The following is a 15,535-nucleotide window of genomic DNA, read 5'->3' on the forward strand; positions in this document are numbered from 1 at the left end:
TTCGCAACAATTGTTGTGCAGAGTGCTTCGACATTGAAATTGCCGGCCTTCTGTAGCCTCAAGTCAGGTAGAATGCGCGCCCGGTTTTTGGAGAAGCTCATGACCCTGCTCAAATTCAGCGATGTGTCCCTTGCTTTCGGCGCTATGCCGTTGTTGGACAAGGTGTCCTGGCAGATCGCCCGTGGTGAGCGGGTGTGCATCATCGGCCGCAACGGCACTGGCAAGTCCAGCATGATGAAGCTCGTCAAGGGCGACCAGAAGCCTGACGATGGCTCCGTTTGGCGCGCACCTGGCCTCAAGATTGGCGAATTGCCGCAAGAATTGCCGGTAGCCGACGAGCGGACGGTGTTCGACGTGGTCGCCGAAGGCCTCGACGGTGTTGGCGAGTTACTCGCGCAGTATCACCACCTGAGCCAGAACATCGTCACCGACGCCGATCTGGACAAACTGATGCACGTCCAGCACGACCTCGAAGCCCGCGATGGCTGGCGTTTGCAGCAATTGGTCGACAGCACCTTGAGCCGTCTGCAGTTGCCTGCCGACAAGACCCTCGCCGAATTGTCCGGTGGCTGGCGTCGTCGCGTCCTGTTGGCTCAGGCGCTGGTTTCCGAACCGGACCTGCTGCTGCTCGATGAACCGACCAACCACCTGGACATCGGTGCCATCGCCTGGCTCGAAGAAGCGCTGAAAGATTTCCAGGGCGCCGTGCTGTTCATTACGCACGACCGGTCATTCCTGCAGAACCTTGCAACCCGTATCCTGGAACTGGATCGCGGCGGCTTGATCGACTGGAACGGCGATTACGCCAGCTTCCTTGTGCACAAAGAGGCCACGCTGGCTGCTGAAGAAACCGCCAACGCGCTGTTCGACAAAAAACTGGCCCAGGAAGAAGTCTGGATCCGTCAGGGCATCAAGGCGCGTCGCACCCGCAACGAAGGTCGTGTCCGTGCACTGAAAGCCCTGCGCGTCGAGCGTAGCGAGCGTCGTGAGCGTACCGGCAAGGCGAACATTCAGCTCGATACCGCCGACAAGTCCGGCAAGCAGGTGATGGTGCTCGAGAACGTGAGTTTCGCTCACCCGGGTGGCCCGTTCCTGATCAAGGATTTCTCGATGGTCCTGCAGCGCGGCGACCGCATCGGTCTGCTCGGCGCCAACGGTACCGGCAAGACCACGCTGTTGAAGCTGATGCTCAGCGGTCTGCAACCGACCAGTGGCACAGTGGAAGAGGGGACGCGCATCGACGTGGCTTACTTCGACCAGTTGCGCCATCAGCTGGACCTGGAAAAGACCGTGATCGATAACGTGGCCGAAGGTCGCGACTTCATCGATATCGATGGCCAGAGTCGTCACGTGCTGAGCTACCTCGGCGACTTCCTGTTTAGCCCGCAGCGCGCCCGCACGCCGGTCAAGGCGCTGTCCGGTGGTGAGCGTGCGCGTCTGCTGCTGGCCAAATTGTTCAGCAAGCCGGCGAACCTGCTGGTGCTCGACGAACCGACCAACGACCTCGACGTGGAAACCCTCGAACTGCTGGAAGAGGTCTTGCTGACCTTCAACGGCACCGTGCTGATGGTCAGTCACGACCGGGCATTCCTCGACAACGTGGTCACCAGCACCCTGGTCTTCGAAGGCGAAGGCAAGGTTCGTGAATACGTCGGTGGTTATCAGGACTGGCTGCGTCAGGGCGGTTCGCCGCGCTTGCTGGGCGTGACTGAGAGCAAGTCCGGCAAGGCCGACTTGAACTCGGCTGTCGTGACGGCCGAACCTGCACCGGTTGCTGCAGCGGAGACGCCAGCGCCGGTGGCGAAGAAGAAGCTCAGCTACAAGTTGCAGCGCGAGCTGGAAGCCTTGCCTGGCCAGATCGAAGCCATGGAGCAGCAGATCGCGGTGGTTGAAGCGCAGATGGCGGATGCCGGCTTCTATCAGCGTCCTCCTGCCGAGACGGCTGCTGTGATCGCTCAACTTGAGCAGTTGCAGGCTGAACTCGACGTGATGGTCGAGCGCTGGGCCGAGCTGGATGCCTGATTGATCCGGCTATAAAAAAGCCCGGCTTCACTCGCGTGAATGCCGGGCTTTTTGTAAGGGGGTTATTGTTGCTTGTTGTCAGCTTTTTTGCAGGCGCACGGCAAGTACATCGCAAGGCGCGCCGTGCAGCACGTCATTGGCGGTGGAGCCGAGCAACAGTGCCAGACCATGCCGGCCATGACTGCCCACCACGATCAGGTCGCACGTTTGCTCCTTGGCAAGATGGTGAATCTCCTGGCGCGGCTGGCCGTAGGTCAAGTGGCTGTATTCCTTGGAGAGCTCCGGGTATTTCAGGATCAACCGCTCAAGGCGTTCCTTGGCCTGATCGAACTGTTGCTGTTGCAACTGGGAAAGGTCCATCGGCACGTCGCCGCCAAAAGCCATGGCCATCGGCTCGACGATATGCACCAGGGACAGCTTTGCGCCATTGCTCACCGAAAGTTCGCGGGCGCGGTGGATTACAGGATCGCACTCTTCGGTTAGATCTACAGCGACCAGAATATGGTGGTAGGGCATGAGGTGCTCCTCCTGAGGATTGCAATATTGGTAAGTATGGCTGGTTTCAAGCGCATTGGTTTCACAGTGACTCAATGGGCTCATCAAGAATCGGGAGTACAGATATGACGGTCTGGATAGTGGTGTCAATCCTGCTGGTGGTGCTGAGCCCGCTGGCCTGGTTGCGACCGTCTCGTGTCCAGAGCGGCCGCATGGCCCTACGCATGGAGGCGCGGCGTATCGGCCTTGCCATGCAATTGGCGCCCCAGGAGTGGCCGCACTGGCTGAGCCAGGAGCCGCCAAGCCCTTGCGCCCAGTACCACCGACCGCGCCGTGGTACTCAGCCCGCGTGCTGGAGCTATTGGCAGAAGGCGCCGGGTGTGTGGGTCAATCAGTGGCAGGAAGTCTGCGAGGATGGAGCGCTGCTGAATCATTTCGAAAAATTGCCTGCCAATGTCTACAAGGTCGAGGCAGACAAGCAAATGATCGCCCTGTATTGGGGCGAGAAGGGCGAAGCCGAGGTTCTGCAACAGATCGACGCTACGCTCAAGGCACTCGCCTGAACCCCGATCTGCTACAAAAGGCAATAAAAAGCCCGACATCGTCATCGGGCTGGGGTTGGCCAGGCAGGCCGGTAATTCTTTGTGGCACAGATCTTACGCTGGGCATTCGTCAAAAGCGTTCAAATTTTTTCTTCAGGGTTCCGCCAGCGTAGCTTGTTAAACACAGGTTGCCGCGAATTAGGGCGACTTTTCTAACTATTGATTCTATGAATGGCCTCACATGCATCAGCGTGTTGCAGGGCTTCGTGGTACGGAAGTGACCGGAAAGTCGCGTTTCAACCCGTATTTTGGGCGATTGACAATTGCCGGAAATTCCGTGAAGGTGACACACCCAAATCAAACGGGCGTATGAATTGAGCGTTTGTATTACAGGCCGCTCCTACAGAATCCCGACTATCGCGTTGGCGGGTGTGCCGGGTGAGTTGGCGTTAGCATTGACGATAAACGTCCCTGCCGAGCCAGCCGCCTGCGTCCGACGTGTACTGTTCAGCTTCCATATCGTGGAGATCAGTTGATGATTTACGAAGGTAAAGCCATCACGGTTAAGGCTCTTGAAAGTGGCATCGTCGAACTGAAATTCGACCTCAAGGGTGAGTCCGTCAACAAGTTCAACCGTCTTACCCTGAACGAATTGCGTCAGGCTGTAGACACCATCAAGGCAGATGCTTCGATCAAGGGTGTGATCGTCAGCAGTGGCAAGGACGTGTTCATCGTCGGCGCCGACATCACCGAATTCGTCGACAACTTCAAGCTGCCGGATGCCGAGCTTGTTGCTGGCAACCTCGAAGCCAACAAGATTTTCAGCGATTTCGAAGACCTCAACGTCCCGACTGTCGCCGCGATCAATGGCATCGCACTGGGCGGCGGTCTGGAAATGTGCCTGGCGGCAGATTTTCGCGTCATGGCCAGTACGGCCAAAATCGGTCTGCCGGAAGTCAAGCTGGGCATCTACCCAGGCTTCGGCGGTACCGTGCGCCTGCCGCGCATCATCGGTGCCGACAACGCTATCGAATGGATTGCCGCCGGTAAGGAAAACCGCGCTGAAGACGCACTGAAAGTCGGTGCCGTCGATGCCGTGGTCGACTCGCAGAAGTTACACGAAGCGGCGCTGAACCTGATCAAAGGCGCCATCTCCGGCACGTTTGACTACAGGGCCAAGCGTCAGCCGAAGCTCGAAAAGCTCAAGCTCAACGCCATCGAACAAATGATGTCGTTCGAAACCGCCAAAGGTTTCGTGGCCGGCCAGGCGGGCCCGAACTACCCGGCGCCGGTCGAAGCGATCAAGACCATCCAGAAAGCCGCGAACTTCGGTCGCGACAAGGCGCTGGAAGTCGAAGCCGCCGGTTTCGTCAAACTGGCCAAGACCTCTGCCGCACAGAGCTTGATCGGTCTGTTCCTGAACGATCAGGAACTGAAGAAGAAGGCCAAGGCCTACGACGAAATCGCCAAAGACGTGAAGCAGGCCGCCGTATTGGGCGCTGGCATCATGGGTGGCGGTATCGCTTATCAGTCGGCCTCCAAAGGTACGCCGATCCTGATGAAGGACATCAACGAGCACGGTATCGAGCAAGGTCTGGCTGAAGCCGCCAAGTTGCTGGTTGGCCGCGTTGATAAAGGTCGCATGACCCCAGCGAAGATGGCCGAAGTGCTCAACGGCATTCGTCCGACCCTGTCCTACGGCGATTTCGGTCACGTCGACCTGGTCGTCGAAGCCGTGGTCGAGAACCCGAAGATCAAGCAAACCGTGCTGGCCGAAGTCGAAGACAAGGTCAAAGAGGACACCATTCTGGCGTCCAATACCTCGACCATTTCCATCACCTTGTTGGCCAAAGCCCTCAAGCGTCCGGAAAACTTCGTCGGCATGCACTTCTTCAATCCGGTGCACATGATGCCGTTGGTTGAAGTGATCCGTGGCGAGAAGTCCAGCGAAGTGGCCGTTGCCACCACCGTTGCCTACGCCAAGAAAATGGGCAAGAACCCGATCGTCGTCAACGACTGCCCGGGCTTCCTGGTCAACCGCGTGCTGTTTCCGTACTTCGGCGGTTTCGCCAAGCTGGTCAGCGCCGGTGTGGACTTCGTCCGCATCGACAAGGTCATGGAAAAATTCGGCTGGCCAATGGGCCCGGCATACCTGATGGACGTGGTCGGCATCGACACCGGCCACCACGGTCGTGACGTCATGGCGGAAGGCTTTCCGGACCGCATGAAGGACGATCGTCGTTCGGCCGTCGACGTGCTCTACGAAGCCAAACGCCTGGGCCAGAAGAATGGCAAGGGCTTCTACGCCTACGAGACCGACAAGCGCGGCAAGCAGAAGAAAGTCGCTGACCCGTCGGTACTGGAAGTGCTCAAGCCGATCGTGTTCGAACAGCGCGAAGTCACTGACGAAGACATCATTAACTGGATGATGATCCCGCTGTGCCTGGAAACCGTGCGTTGCCTGGAAGACGGTATCGTCGAAACCGCCGCCGAAGCCGATATGGGTCTGGTCTACGGTATCGGTTTCCCTCCATTCCGTGGCGGTGCGCTGCGCTACATCGATTCGATCGGTGTGGCAGAGTTCGTTGCCCTGGCTGACCAGTACGCTGATTTGGGCGCGCTGTACCACCCGACCGCGAAGCTGCGTGAAATGGCCAAGAACGGTCAGAGCTTCTTCGGTTAAGCGCCCACACTAGAGCGAGAGTGAAAGTATATGAGCTTGAATCCTAGAGACGTCGTGATTGTCGACTTCGGTCGTACGCCGATGGGCCGCTCCAAGGGCGGCATGCACCGCAACACCCGCGCCGAGGACATGTCGGCACACCTGATCAGCAAGTTGTTGGAACGCAACGTCAAGGTCGACCCGAGCGAAGTCGAAGACGTGATCTGGGGCTGTGTGAACCAGACCCTGGAGCAGGGCTGGAACATCGCCCGCATGGCGTCCCTGATGACTCAGATCCCGCACACCTCGGCCGGCCAGACCGTCAGCCGTCTGTGTGGCTCGTCGATGAGTGCGTTGCACACTGCCGCGCAAGCAATCATGACCGGCAACGGTGACGTGTTCGTCGTTGGCGGCGTCGAGCATATGGGTCATGTGAGCATGATGCACGGTGTCGATCCGAACCCGCACATGTCCCTGTACGCGGCGAAAGCTTCGGGCATGATGGGCCTGACCGCAGAAATGCTCGGCAAAATGCACGGCATTACTCGCGAACAGCAGGACGCCTTTGGCGTGCGCTCCCACCAACTCGCCCACAAGGCGACCGTGGAAGGCAAGTTCAAGGACGAAATCATCCCGATGCAGGGCTACGACGAGAACGGTTTCCTGAAACTGTTCGACTACGACGAAACCATTCGTCCGGAAACCACCCTGGAAAGCCTGGCGGCTCTGAAGCCAGCGTTTAATCCGAAGGGCGGCACCGTGACCGCTGGTACTTCGTCGCAGATCACTGACGGTGCTTCGTGCATGATCGTGATGTCGGCACAGCGTGCCCAGGACTTGGGCATCCAGCCACTGGCGGTGATTCGTTCGATGGCAGTGGCAGGTGTGGACCCGGCGATCATGGGCTATGGTCCAGTACCGGCAACGCAGAAAGCATTGAAGCGCGCGGGCCTTGGCATCAACGATATCGACTTCTTCGAGCTCAACGAAGCTTTCGCGGCACAGGCCCTGCCAGTGCTGAAAGATTTGAAAGTGCTCGACAAGATGAACGAGAAGGTTAACCTGCACGGCGGCGCGATCGCCCTGGGTCACCCGTTCGGTTGCTCCGGTGCACGTATTTCGGGCACCTTGCTGAACGTGATGAAGCAGAATGGCGGCACCTTCGGGGTGGCTACCATGTGCATTGGTCTCGGCCAAGGCATCTCCACCGTCTTCGAACGCGTTTAAGCGTTTCGTCGATGGAAGCCGGGGCCATGTGCCCCGGTTTTTGTTTTTCCGGATTTATTTTTATTTTTATTTTGAAAAGATTTGAGTGAGGGCCAAAGCATGCCGATACAACCTGGGCTCTACCAGCATTACAAAGGTCCGCAGTACCGCGTATTCAGTGTTGCGCGGCATTCGGAAACCGAAGAAGAAGTGGTCTTCTACCAAGCCCTGTATGGCGATTACGGCTTTTGGGTACGCCCCTTGAGCATGTTCCTGGAGTCGGTCGAGGTTGACGGGGAACAGGTGCCACGCTTTGCTTTGGTGCAAGCCGAACCGAGCATTTTTCCGCAGCCATAAGGGGAGTGCGCGCAGAGCCCTGCGCTTGACCTCACCTTGTAGCCACTATATATAGCGGTGCCGCGTCAGGCGCATACCGCCTTTCACTTCTAGAATTCAGGAATTTTCTGATCCATGGGCAAATCGCTGGTCATTGTGGAATCCCCGGCTAAGGCCAAGACCATCAACAAGTATCTGGGTAACCAATACGTGGTGAAGTCGAGTATCGGCCATATCCGAGACCTGCCCACCAGCGGTTCGGCTAGCGCCAGCAAAGAGCCTGCCGCCAAGCGTGGCAAGGCCGCCGCAGGTGAAGGTCCGGTGCTCACGCCGAAAGAGAAAGCGCGCAAGCAGCTGGTCTCGCGCATGGGAGTCGATCCCGATCATGGCTGGAAAGCCAAGTACGAGATCCTCCCGGGCAAGGAAAAGGTTATCGAAGAGCTGCGCCGGCTCGCCAAAGATGCTGACACCATCTATCTCGCAACCGACTTGGATCGCGAGGGGGAAGCCATTGCCTGGCACCTGCGCGAAGCCATCGGTGGTGACGACAGCCGCTACAAGCGCGTGGTGTTCAACGAAATTACCAAAAAAGCGATCCAGGAAGCTTTCTCCCAACCGGGCGAGCTGGACATCGATCGCGTAAACGCTCAGCAGGCGCGTCGCTTCCTCGACCGTGTGGTGGGTTACATGGTTTCGCCGCTGCTGTGGGCCAAGGTCGCCCGTGGCCTGTCCGCTGGTCGCGTGCAATCGGTTGCGGTGAAGCTGGTGGTCGAACGTGAGCGTGAAATCCGCGCGTTCAACCCGGAAGAGTACTGGGAAGTTCACGCTGATCTCGGCACCGCCAAGGGCGCGACTGTGCGCTTCGACGTGGCTCGCGAGAAAGGCGAAGCCTTCAAGCCGCTCAACGAAGCCCAGGCCATGGCCGCGCTGGAGAAGCTCAAGGCCTCCAGCTACAGCATCGTCAAGCGCGAAGACAAACCGACCAGCAGCAAGCCGTCGGCACCGTTCATCACCTCCACCCTGCAGCAGGCCGCGAGTAATCGCCTGGGCTTCGGTGTGAAGAAAACCATGATGATGGCCCAGCGTCTGTACGAAGCCGGCTACATCACTTATATGCGTACCGACTCTACCAACCTCTCGGCCGATGCCGTGACGATGGCGCGTACATATATTGAAGGCGAATTCGGCAAGAAGTACCTGCCGGAAACCCCGAACGTCTACAGCAGCAAGGAAGGCGCCCAAGAGGCTCACGAAGCGATTCGTCCGTCCGACGCCAATACCGAGCCAAGCAAGCTGTCGGGCATGGAGCGTGATGCCGAGCGGCTTTACGAGCTGATCTGGCGCCAGTTCCTCGCCTGCCAGATGCTGCCGGCCCAATACCTGTCGACCACGGTCACCGTCGGTGCCGGTGACTTCGAGTTGCGCGCCAAGGGCCGCATCCTGAAGTTCGACGGTTACACTCGTGTCATGCCGCAAATCACCAAGCCAGGCGATGACGACGTGCTGCCGGACATGGCTCAGGGCGATGCGATGAAGCTGATCAAGCTTGATCCGACCCAACACTTCACCAAGCCGCCGGCACGTTACTCGGAAGCGAGCCTGGTAAAGGAAATGGAAAAACGCGGCATCGGTCGCCCTTCGACCTACGCGGCGATCATTTCGACCATTCAGGATCGCGGCTACGTGGCGCTGCATAACCGTCGTTTCTATTCGGAAAAGATGGGCGACATCGTCACTGAGCGTCTGGCCGAAAGCTTCTCCAATCTCATGGACTACGGCTTCACCGCCGGCATGGAAGAGAATCTCGATGACGTGGCCCAGGGCGAGCGCGACTGGAAAAACGTGCTCGACGAGTTCTACGGCGACTTCAAGAAGAAACTCGAAGTGGCCGAAAGCGCCGAAGGCGGCATGCGCGCCAACCAGCCGGTGATGACTGATATTCCATGTGTGGTGTGCGGTCGTCCGATGCAGATTCGTACTGCATCGACCGGCGTGTTCCTCGGTTGCTCGGGCTACAGCCTGCCGCCGAAAGAACGCTGCAAGGCCACCGTCAACCTGGTGCCGGGCGACGAAATCGCTGCGGACGACGAGGGTGAGTCGGAGTCGCTGGTTCTGCGCGGCAAGCACCGTTGCCCGATCTGCAGCACGGCGATGGATGCTTATCTGCTCGACGAGAAGCGCAAGCTGCACATCTGCGGTAACAACCCGGATTGCGCAGGCTACGAAATTGAAGAGGGCACATACCGTATCAAGGGCTACGAAGGTCCGAGCCTGGAATGCGACAAGTGCGGTAGCGAGATGCAGCTCAAGACCGGCCGTTTCGGCAAGTTCTTCGGTTGCACCAACGCAACCTGCAAGAACACCCGCAAGCTGCTGAAAAGCGGTGATGCGGCGCCGCCGAAGATGGATCCGGTGAAGATGCCTGAGCTCAAATGCGAAAAGGTCAACGACACCTACATTCTGCGTGACGGAGCTTCCGGCCTGTTCCTGGCGGCCAGCCAGTTCCCGAAAAACCGCGAGACCCGTGCTCCATTGGTCATGGAGATCGTGCCGCATAAAGATGAGATCGATCCGAAATACCACTTCCTCTGTGAAGCACCGAAGAAAGATCCTGACGGTCTGCCTGCAGTGATCCGTTACAGCCGCAAGACCAAAGAGCAATACGTGCAGACGGAAGTCGACGGTAAGCCGACTGGTTGGAAAGCGTATTACGATGGCGGCAAGTGGACGGTTGAAGACAAGCGTCCAGCAGCCAAGGCTTAAAAAGCCGCTGTAGATAAACAGGCCGCATGACAACCCTCGGGTTTTCATGCGGCCTTTTTGTTTTGGGCTTGCGGTGAGCTTGGGTGATCCACGACACTGTCAGACCTGCGTTAAGCAAATATTTCGTTGTGGAGGCTGCCGTCATGGCCCACGAACTCTATACCCGTACCAACCAGAAGATTTATTTCGCCGGTCTGTCGCTGGAAGCGCTCGCCAAGGCCGAAGAGGGGCGGGCGATGAACTCCCTGGCGCTGATTCAGGCCGGGCGCGAATCGGCGTTGTTTCACCTGTACGGAGCTCTGCTGGGGCTGTGCCATGAAATCGCCGGTTTCTATCGCTTACCTCAGGCCAATGCGCCGCGGGCAGAGATGCTGCTGACCCGCGAAGTGCTCGAAACCATCGCTATTCCGGAAATGTCCGAAATGGTCGAGTTGGCGCAAAACCCTGAAACCTGGCTGGCCAAACTGCTGTCGGCTTATGCCGCACTGTTTCAGCCGCCTCGTGCGCCGCACAAGCCCAAGGGCGATGTGACGCAGCCGCTCATTCTGGCCGTCAATCTGGACGAAGAAGAGGCGCCTGAAGAGCTGAGCCGGGAAGAACTGGAGAGCTGGCGGCAGAATCTGAAAAGCTTGGCGATCCGGTTTCGCGAAGGGCTGAACGAGTGCTGAAAGATTGAGTGTTTGGCGAATGGTCCGCTCAAAGAAGCGTGTTATCAGAAATTTTTCTTCGTGATGGCATCTGGTCAAGATCCCGAGCGAAGCTTGGCCGATGCCTATATAATCCCCGCCTTTCGTGGAGAACAGACCTTTATGCCAACGTCCTTTCTAGAAATTGTCGAGTTACCAGACGGCCGAATCGAGCTGCGTAGGGCCGAGGACGAGGGTTCTCTGGTTACTTTGGATTTCTCCGAGGATGCCAAGGCTTTCCTGCAAGGCCAGCACGTGGAAGTCGCCAAGGCGATGTTGAGTGTCGGTGTCCAGATGGCAGGACGCCTGGTTGAAGGCGAATTTGATAAGGAAGAGGGACCGCGGGTTCTTCATTGATCCCGCCCGTCGGATTTTGCGGATACCTCTACAGATCGGCTTCTCTGTCCTTGGAGAAGCCCCGCGCTGTTCAGCGCATACAGTGTTTTGTCAGTTAACCCAGTCGAATATTCAGACTTTGCGCATCCCCAGTACGGGCGGCGCTGATCAGCTGTTGCCGCGACGATGTGCTCAATGGGTTTAGCCAGCTGACGACCGTATGGCTGCGACCAAGTCGCAAGGCTTCACAGGTCAGCTGCTGAGCGCTCTGTGTACCGCGTGGTTGCAGCAGCAGAATGCGTTCACGGTTCAGGCCGGCGTCCCGCAGCCAAGCCTGGGTCAGGCTGGCGGGCGGGGCGATCAGAGTCAGCCAGCGAGCATCCTGGTCCTGACTCAGCTCCCTGAGGATGGGGGCCAGAAGGTTCAGGCAGTTCCCGGCCGCGCCACGCAATGACAGCTCGCTGAAGACTTCGGGCTCGGCGCTCCAGGGCGATTCGACCACGTCTTTCAGGATCGGCGCCAGCGGCTGCGCCATGAACGCCTCGAACAACGGGAGTTGGGCTTGCTGTGAAGTGTGTGGGAACTGCATAAAGCCTCCTTTAGCGGCGAATCACGCCGACGCTCAAGCCTTCGATCACCAGTTCCTGATCTTTCAGGTTGACTTCGATAGGGGCGAATTCAGGGTTTTCGGCAATCAGCCAGACCTTGCTGCCATCGCGCTTGAAGCGCTTGACGGTCACTTCGTCGCCGATCCGTGCCACTACGATCTGACCGTTACGGGCTTCACGGGTGGTATGGACGGCCAGCAGGTCACCGTCGAAAATGCCGACGTCCTTCATGCTCATGCCATGGACCCGCAATAGATAGTCAGCGCGAGGGTGGAAGAACGAAGGGTTGATGTTGCAGGATTCTTCGATGTGCTGCTGGGCGAGGATCGGAGCGCCCGCTGCCACTCGGCCGATGATTGGCAGGGTAGACTCGTCGGCCTTGGCTTCGAAGCCAGGAATGCGAATGCCACGGGAGGCGCCTGGGGTCATCTCGATCGCACCCTTGCGGGCCAGTGCCTTGAGGTGTTCTTCCGCTGCATTGGGCGATTTGAACCCCAGTTCCTGAGCGATTTCCGCGCGGGTCGGCGGGTAGCCGTTGTCTTCGAGGCAGCGTTTGATGAAGGCCAGAATCTCTGCTTGGCGTGGCGTCAGCTTTAGCATATTGATCGCTCTGTCTTTTTATACAGTGACTGGGATTATATACAGTGGACCGGTCTTGGCAATGCCCCTTTTTTTGCTGGCCGCTGGACGGTCATTCAGCTCGCCGATTGAAGCGCCAGTGTTGTATGGTTAAATAGCTGACCGACCATTCCAAAAACGAACCGCCAGACTTGACAAGGCCTGGGCTGAAACGTATGTTTCAAACAAGTGTTTGTCAGGCGGAGTAGCCATGGCCCAGTCGGAAACCGTTGAACGCATTCTCGATGCTGCCGAGCAATTGTTCGCGGAAAAAGGTTTCGCTGAAACCTCGTTGCGTCTGATCACCAGCAAGGCCGGTGTCAATCTGGCGGCGGTGAACTATCACTTCGGATCGAAGAAGGCGCTGATTCAGGCGGTATTCTCGCGTTTTCTCGGGCCGTTCTGCCTCAGTCTCGATAAAGAGCTGGAGCGCCGTCAGGCCAAGCCTGAGAACAAGCCGACCCTTGAAGAGCTGCTGGAGATCCTCGTCGAACAAGCCTTGGTGGTGCAGCCACGCAGCGGCAACGACCTGTCCATCTTCATGCGTTTGCTGGGGCTGGCTTTCAGTCAGAGCCAAGGTCACTTGCGTCGCTATCTGGAAGACATGTACGGCAAGGTTTTCCGCCGCTACATGATGCTGGTCAACGAAGCCGCTCCGCGCATTCCGCCGATCGAACTGTTCTGGCGCGTGCACTTCATGCTCGGTGCCGCGGCGTTCAGCATGTCGGGGATCAAGGCCTTGCGCGCGATTGCCGAGACTGATTTCGGGGTCAACACTTCCATCGAGCAAGTGATGCGTCTGATGGTGCCATTCCTGGCCGCGGGCATGCGTGCCGAAACCGGCGTCACCGACACCGCCATGGCCACCGCACAGCTGCGTCCTCGCGGCAAATCGACCCCGGTGGCCGCCAAGGTTTAACCGCACACGGGTGGGCGCGGCAGCTGACATCCGCTAAGCTAGTCGCCCATGCCGACTCTCGTTCTGAACCCCCTCATTGATGTCGCCGACCTGCCGGGCTCAGCCCATGGGGGCGAATTCGTGCGAGCCGGGTTTATCGTAACCAAGGAATTTCTATGACTGCTGGCCTGCAAGGCTCGTTGATGGTGGACGTCGCCGGTACCTGGCTGACGTCTGAAGATCGCCAATTGTTGCGCCAACCCGAAGTGGGCGGCCTGATCATTTTTGCCCGCAACATCGAACACCCGCGTCAGGTGCGCGAGTTGAGCGCCGCGATCCGCGCCATTCGTCCTGATCTGCTGCTGGCGGTGGATCAGGAGGGCGGTCGGGTTCAGCGACTGCGTCAGGGCTTCGTGCGACTGCCCGCCATGCGCGCCATCGCCGACAACCCGAATGCCGAATACCTGGCCGAGCAGTGCGGCTGGATCATGGCGACCGAAGTCCTCGCGGTCGGTCTCGACCTGAGCTTCGCCCCGGTACTGGACCTCGACTACCAGCGCAGTGCGGTGGTTGGCACGCGTTCGTTCGAAAGCGATCCGGAGCGCGCCGCCTTGCTCGCCGGTGCGTTCATCCGCGGCATGAACAGCGCCGGAATGGCTGCCACCGGCAAGCATTTCCCCGGTCATGGCTGGGCCGAGGCCGATTCCCACGTTGCGATTCCCAACGATGAGCGCAGTCTTGATCAGATCCGTGCCAACGACCTGGTGCCGTTCGCGCGATTGAGCAAACAACTGGCCGCGGTCATGCCGGCCCACGTTATTTATCCACAAGTCGATTCCCAGCCTGCCGGTTTTTCCCGCCGCTGGTTGCAGGACATTCTGCGCGGCGAGCTGCAGTTCGATGGCGTGATCTTCAGTGATGACCTGTCGATGGCCGGTGCACACGTGGTGGGCGATGCCGCCAGTCGCATCGAAGCGGCATTGACCGCCGGTTGCGACATGGGCCTGGTATGCAACGACCGCGCGGCTGCCGAACTGGCCTTGAGTGCCGCCCAGCGGTTGAAGGTCAAACCTTCAGCGCGTATTGCGCGGATGCGCGGGCAGGCGTACGCCAGCACCGAATACCGTCAAGACCCGCGCTGGCTGACGGCCGTCGGTGCGCTCAAAGAAGCTCAATTGATTGATTAAGGATTTTTCGTTATGACGGTTTACGCGATTATCGGTGGCACCGGCCTGACTGAACTCGAAGGCTTGAGCATTCGTCAGTCATTGGCGGTGGACACCCCTTATGGCGCGCCTTCGGCCGAGGTGCAGATCGGTGAATATGCCGGCAAGGAAGTGCTGTTTCTCGCACGTCACGGCCACCCACATCGCTTCCCGCCGCATCAGGTGAACTATCGCGCCAATCTATGGGCCTTGAAGCAGGCCGGCGCCGAAGCGATTCTCGCGGTCAATGCGGTGGGCGGGATTCATGCCGCGATGGGCACTGGGCATTTCTGTGTGCCGCATCAATTGATCGACTACACCAGCGGCCGCCAACACACCTATTTCGCTGATGACCTGGAACACGTGACACACATCGACTTCAGCTATCCCTACAGCGAACCCCTGCGCCAGCAATTGATCGCGGCGTTGGCGGCTGAAGGTGTCGGCTATAGCAGTCATGGCGTGTACGCCTGCACCCAGGGGCCGCGTCTGGAAACGGTCGCTGAAATCGCGAAGCTGGAACGTGACGGTTGTGACATCGTCGGCATGACCGGGATGCCGGAGGCAGCGCTGGCGCGTGAGCTGGAACTGGACTATGCCTGTCTGGCGCTGGTGGTGAACCCGGCGGCGGGCAAATCGACGGCGGTCATTACCATGGCCGAGATTGAACAGGCACTGCATGATGGCATGGGCAAAGTGAAGTCGACGTTGGCGCGGGTATTGAAAGGCTAAGCTCGACACTCTCGAGCGCCAGTCTCGACGTGCTGCTGGCGAGCAATCGGTTGTTGATCGATGCGGCGATGCCGGCCATCGACTATCTGACCGATCGCCAAGGCAAGGAAGGGCTGATCATCCTCACCAATTCCGACGCCACCATCCTCGCCGTCGAAGGTCGCGCCGACCGTCTCAAGGGCAGCGGCCTGCAAGACATCACCTTTGGCGCAGGGGCATGGTCTGGCCGTCGGCGGCCTCGACCCAGTCACCGCCGATGAGCATGCGCGGTGCGCGCTGGATGAACGCCGAAGTGGCGGGAAGCAGATAAGGGAGGGGCATGGCAAGACCTCTTGTTGTGCGTGAAAAAGGGGCTTGCTCACTGTTTGGCAATGGCTGTGTCAAGTGCCGGGAAGGGGCTGATAGCCCAGTGTCGGCGGGGTTTTG

Annotated in this window: 14 protein-coding genes and 1 pseudogene; 12 read left to right on the plus strand and 3 right to left on the minus strand. The window is 58.8% G+C overall.

All coding sequences use genetic code 11. The annotated features are described in order from the left end of the window. Positions 1-99 precede the first annotated feature (99 nt). Positions 100-2,022 carry an ATP-binding cassette domain-containing protein gene (locus tag J3D54_RS18160; RefSeq protein ID WP_253420981.1) on the plus strand — a complete coding sequence of 641 codons (1,923 nt, stop codon included), beginning with the start codon at positions 100-102 and terminating at the stop codon, positions 2,020-2,022. Between the two features lie 78 nt (positions 2,023-2,100). On the opposite strand, the gene J3D54_RS18165 is transcribed toward J3D54_RS18160, so the two are convergent. Continuing rightward, positions 2,101-2,538: a universal stress protein gene (locus J3D54_RS18165; protein ID WP_007933196.1), complete on the minus strand. Its 438-nt coding sequence runs from the start codon at positions 2,536-2,538 to the stop codon at positions 2,101-2,103. A 104-nt stretch (positions 2,539-2,642) separates the two neighbouring features. On the opposite strand from J3D54_RS18165, the gene J3D54_RS18170 reads away from it, so the two are divergent. The 7 genes from J3D54_RS18170 to J3D54_RS18200 all read left to right on the plus strand — a co-directional run bounded on the left by J3D54_RS18170 (position 2,643) and on the right by J3D54_RS18200 (position 11,069). Continuing rightward, positions 2,643-3,080: a hypothetical protein gene (locus J3D54_RS18170; RefSeq protein WP_253420984.1), complete on the plus strand. Its 438-nt coding sequence runs from the start codon at positions 2,643-2,645 to the stop codon at positions 3,078-3,080. A gap of 514 nt (positions 3,081-3,594) precedes the next feature. Next, positions 3,595-5,742 (plus strand): fatty acid oxidation complex subunit alpha FadB, encoded by a 2,148-nt coding sequence (gene fadB / locus J3D54_RS18175; protein ID WP_253420987.1) that lies wholly within the window; start codon positions 3,595-3,597, stop codon positions 5,740-5,742. 30 nt (positions 5,743-5,772) lie between these two features. Beyond that, positions 5,773-6,948 (plus strand): acetyl-CoA C-acyltransferase FadA, encoded by a 1,176-nt coding sequence (gene fadA, locus J3D54_RS18180; protein ID WP_007933190.1) that lies wholly within the window; start codon positions 5,773-5,775, stop codon positions 6,946-6,948. 99 nt (positions 6,949-7,047) lie between these two features. Next, positions 7,048-7,284, plus strand: a complete 237-nt coding sequence (locus J3D54_RS18185) for a DUF1653 domain-containing protein (protein ID WP_007933188.1) — start codon at positions 7,048-7,050, stop codon at positions 7,282-7,284. 114 nt (positions 7,285-7,398) lie between these two features. Then, positions 7,399-10,026 carry a type I DNA topoisomerase gene (gene topA / locus J3D54_RS18190; protein ID WP_253420991.1) on the plus strand — a complete coding sequence of 876 codons (2,628 nt, stop codon included), beginning with the start codon at positions 7,399-7,401 and terminating at the stop codon, positions 10,024-10,026. Positions 10,027-10,169: 143 nt separating this feature from the next. Then, positions 10,170-10,694, plus strand: a complete 525-nt coding sequence (locus J3D54_RS18195; protein ID WP_253420994.1) for a DUF6586 family protein — start codon at positions 10,170-10,172, stop codon at positions 10,692-10,694. Between the two features lie 141 nt (positions 10,695-10,835). Continuing rightward, positions 10,836-11,069, plus strand: coding sequence for a hypothetical protein (locus J3D54_RS18200; RefSeq protein ID WP_007933173.1), 234 nt, complete (start codon positions 10,836-10,838; stop codon positions 11,067-11,069). Positions 11,070-11,163: 94 nt separating this feature from the next. Here the strand turns inward: J3D54_RS18200 and sulA are convergent, their stop codons facing one another. Both sulA and lexA read right to left on the minus strand, forming a co-directional pair. Continuing rightward, complete coding sequence (sulA, locus tag J3D54_RS18205) at positions 11,164-11,637, minus strand: SOS-induced cell division inhibitor SulA (RefSeq protein WP_007933172.1); 474 nt, start codon at positions 11,635-11,637, stop codon at positions 11,164-11,166. A 10-nt stretch (positions 11,638-11,647) separates the two neighbouring features. Further along, entirely contained in the window at positions 11,648-12,256 is a 609-nt protein-coding gene (lexA, locus tag J3D54_RS18210) for a transcriptional repressor LexA (RefSeq protein ID WP_007933171.1), read from the minus strand. Between the two features lie 229 nt (positions 12,257-12,485). Here lexA and J3D54_RS18215 point away from each other — a divergent pair, with 229 nt between their 5' ends. The 4 genes and pseudogenes from J3D54_RS18215 to J3D54_RS18230 all read left to right on the plus strand — a co-directional run. Then, positions 12,486-13,193 (plus strand): TetR/AcrR family transcriptional regulator, encoded by a 708-nt coding sequence (locus J3D54_RS18215; protein WP_253420997.1) that lies wholly within the window; start codon positions 12,486-12,488, stop codon positions 13,191-13,193. A 155-nt stretch (positions 13,194-13,348) separates the two neighbouring features. After that, positions 13,349-14,359, plus strand: coding sequence for a beta-N-acetylhexosaminidase (gene nagZ / locus J3D54_RS18220; RefSeq protein WP_253421000.1), 1,011 nt, complete (start codon positions 13,349-13,351; stop codon positions 14,357-14,359). A gap of 12 nt (positions 14,360-14,371) precedes the next feature. Then, positions 14,372-15,109, plus strand: coding sequence for an S-methyl-5'-thioinosine phosphorylase (locus tag J3D54_RS18225; RefSeq protein ID WP_253421003.1), 738 nt, complete (start codon positions 14,372-14,374; stop codon positions 15,107-15,109). Between the two features lie 11 nt (positions 15,110-15,120). After that, positions 15,121-15,321, plus strand: a pseudogene (locus tag J3D54_RS18230) (sigma-54-dependent Fis family transcriptional regulator); the annotation flags it as partial. Positions 15,322-15,535 lie beyond the last annotated feature (214 nt).

The sequence above is a fragment of the Pseudomonas sp. GGS8 genome, from assembly GCF_024168645.1.
Classification (GTDB): Bacteria; Pseudomonadota; Gammaproteobacteria; order Pseudomonadales; family Pseudomonadaceae; genus Aquipseudomonas.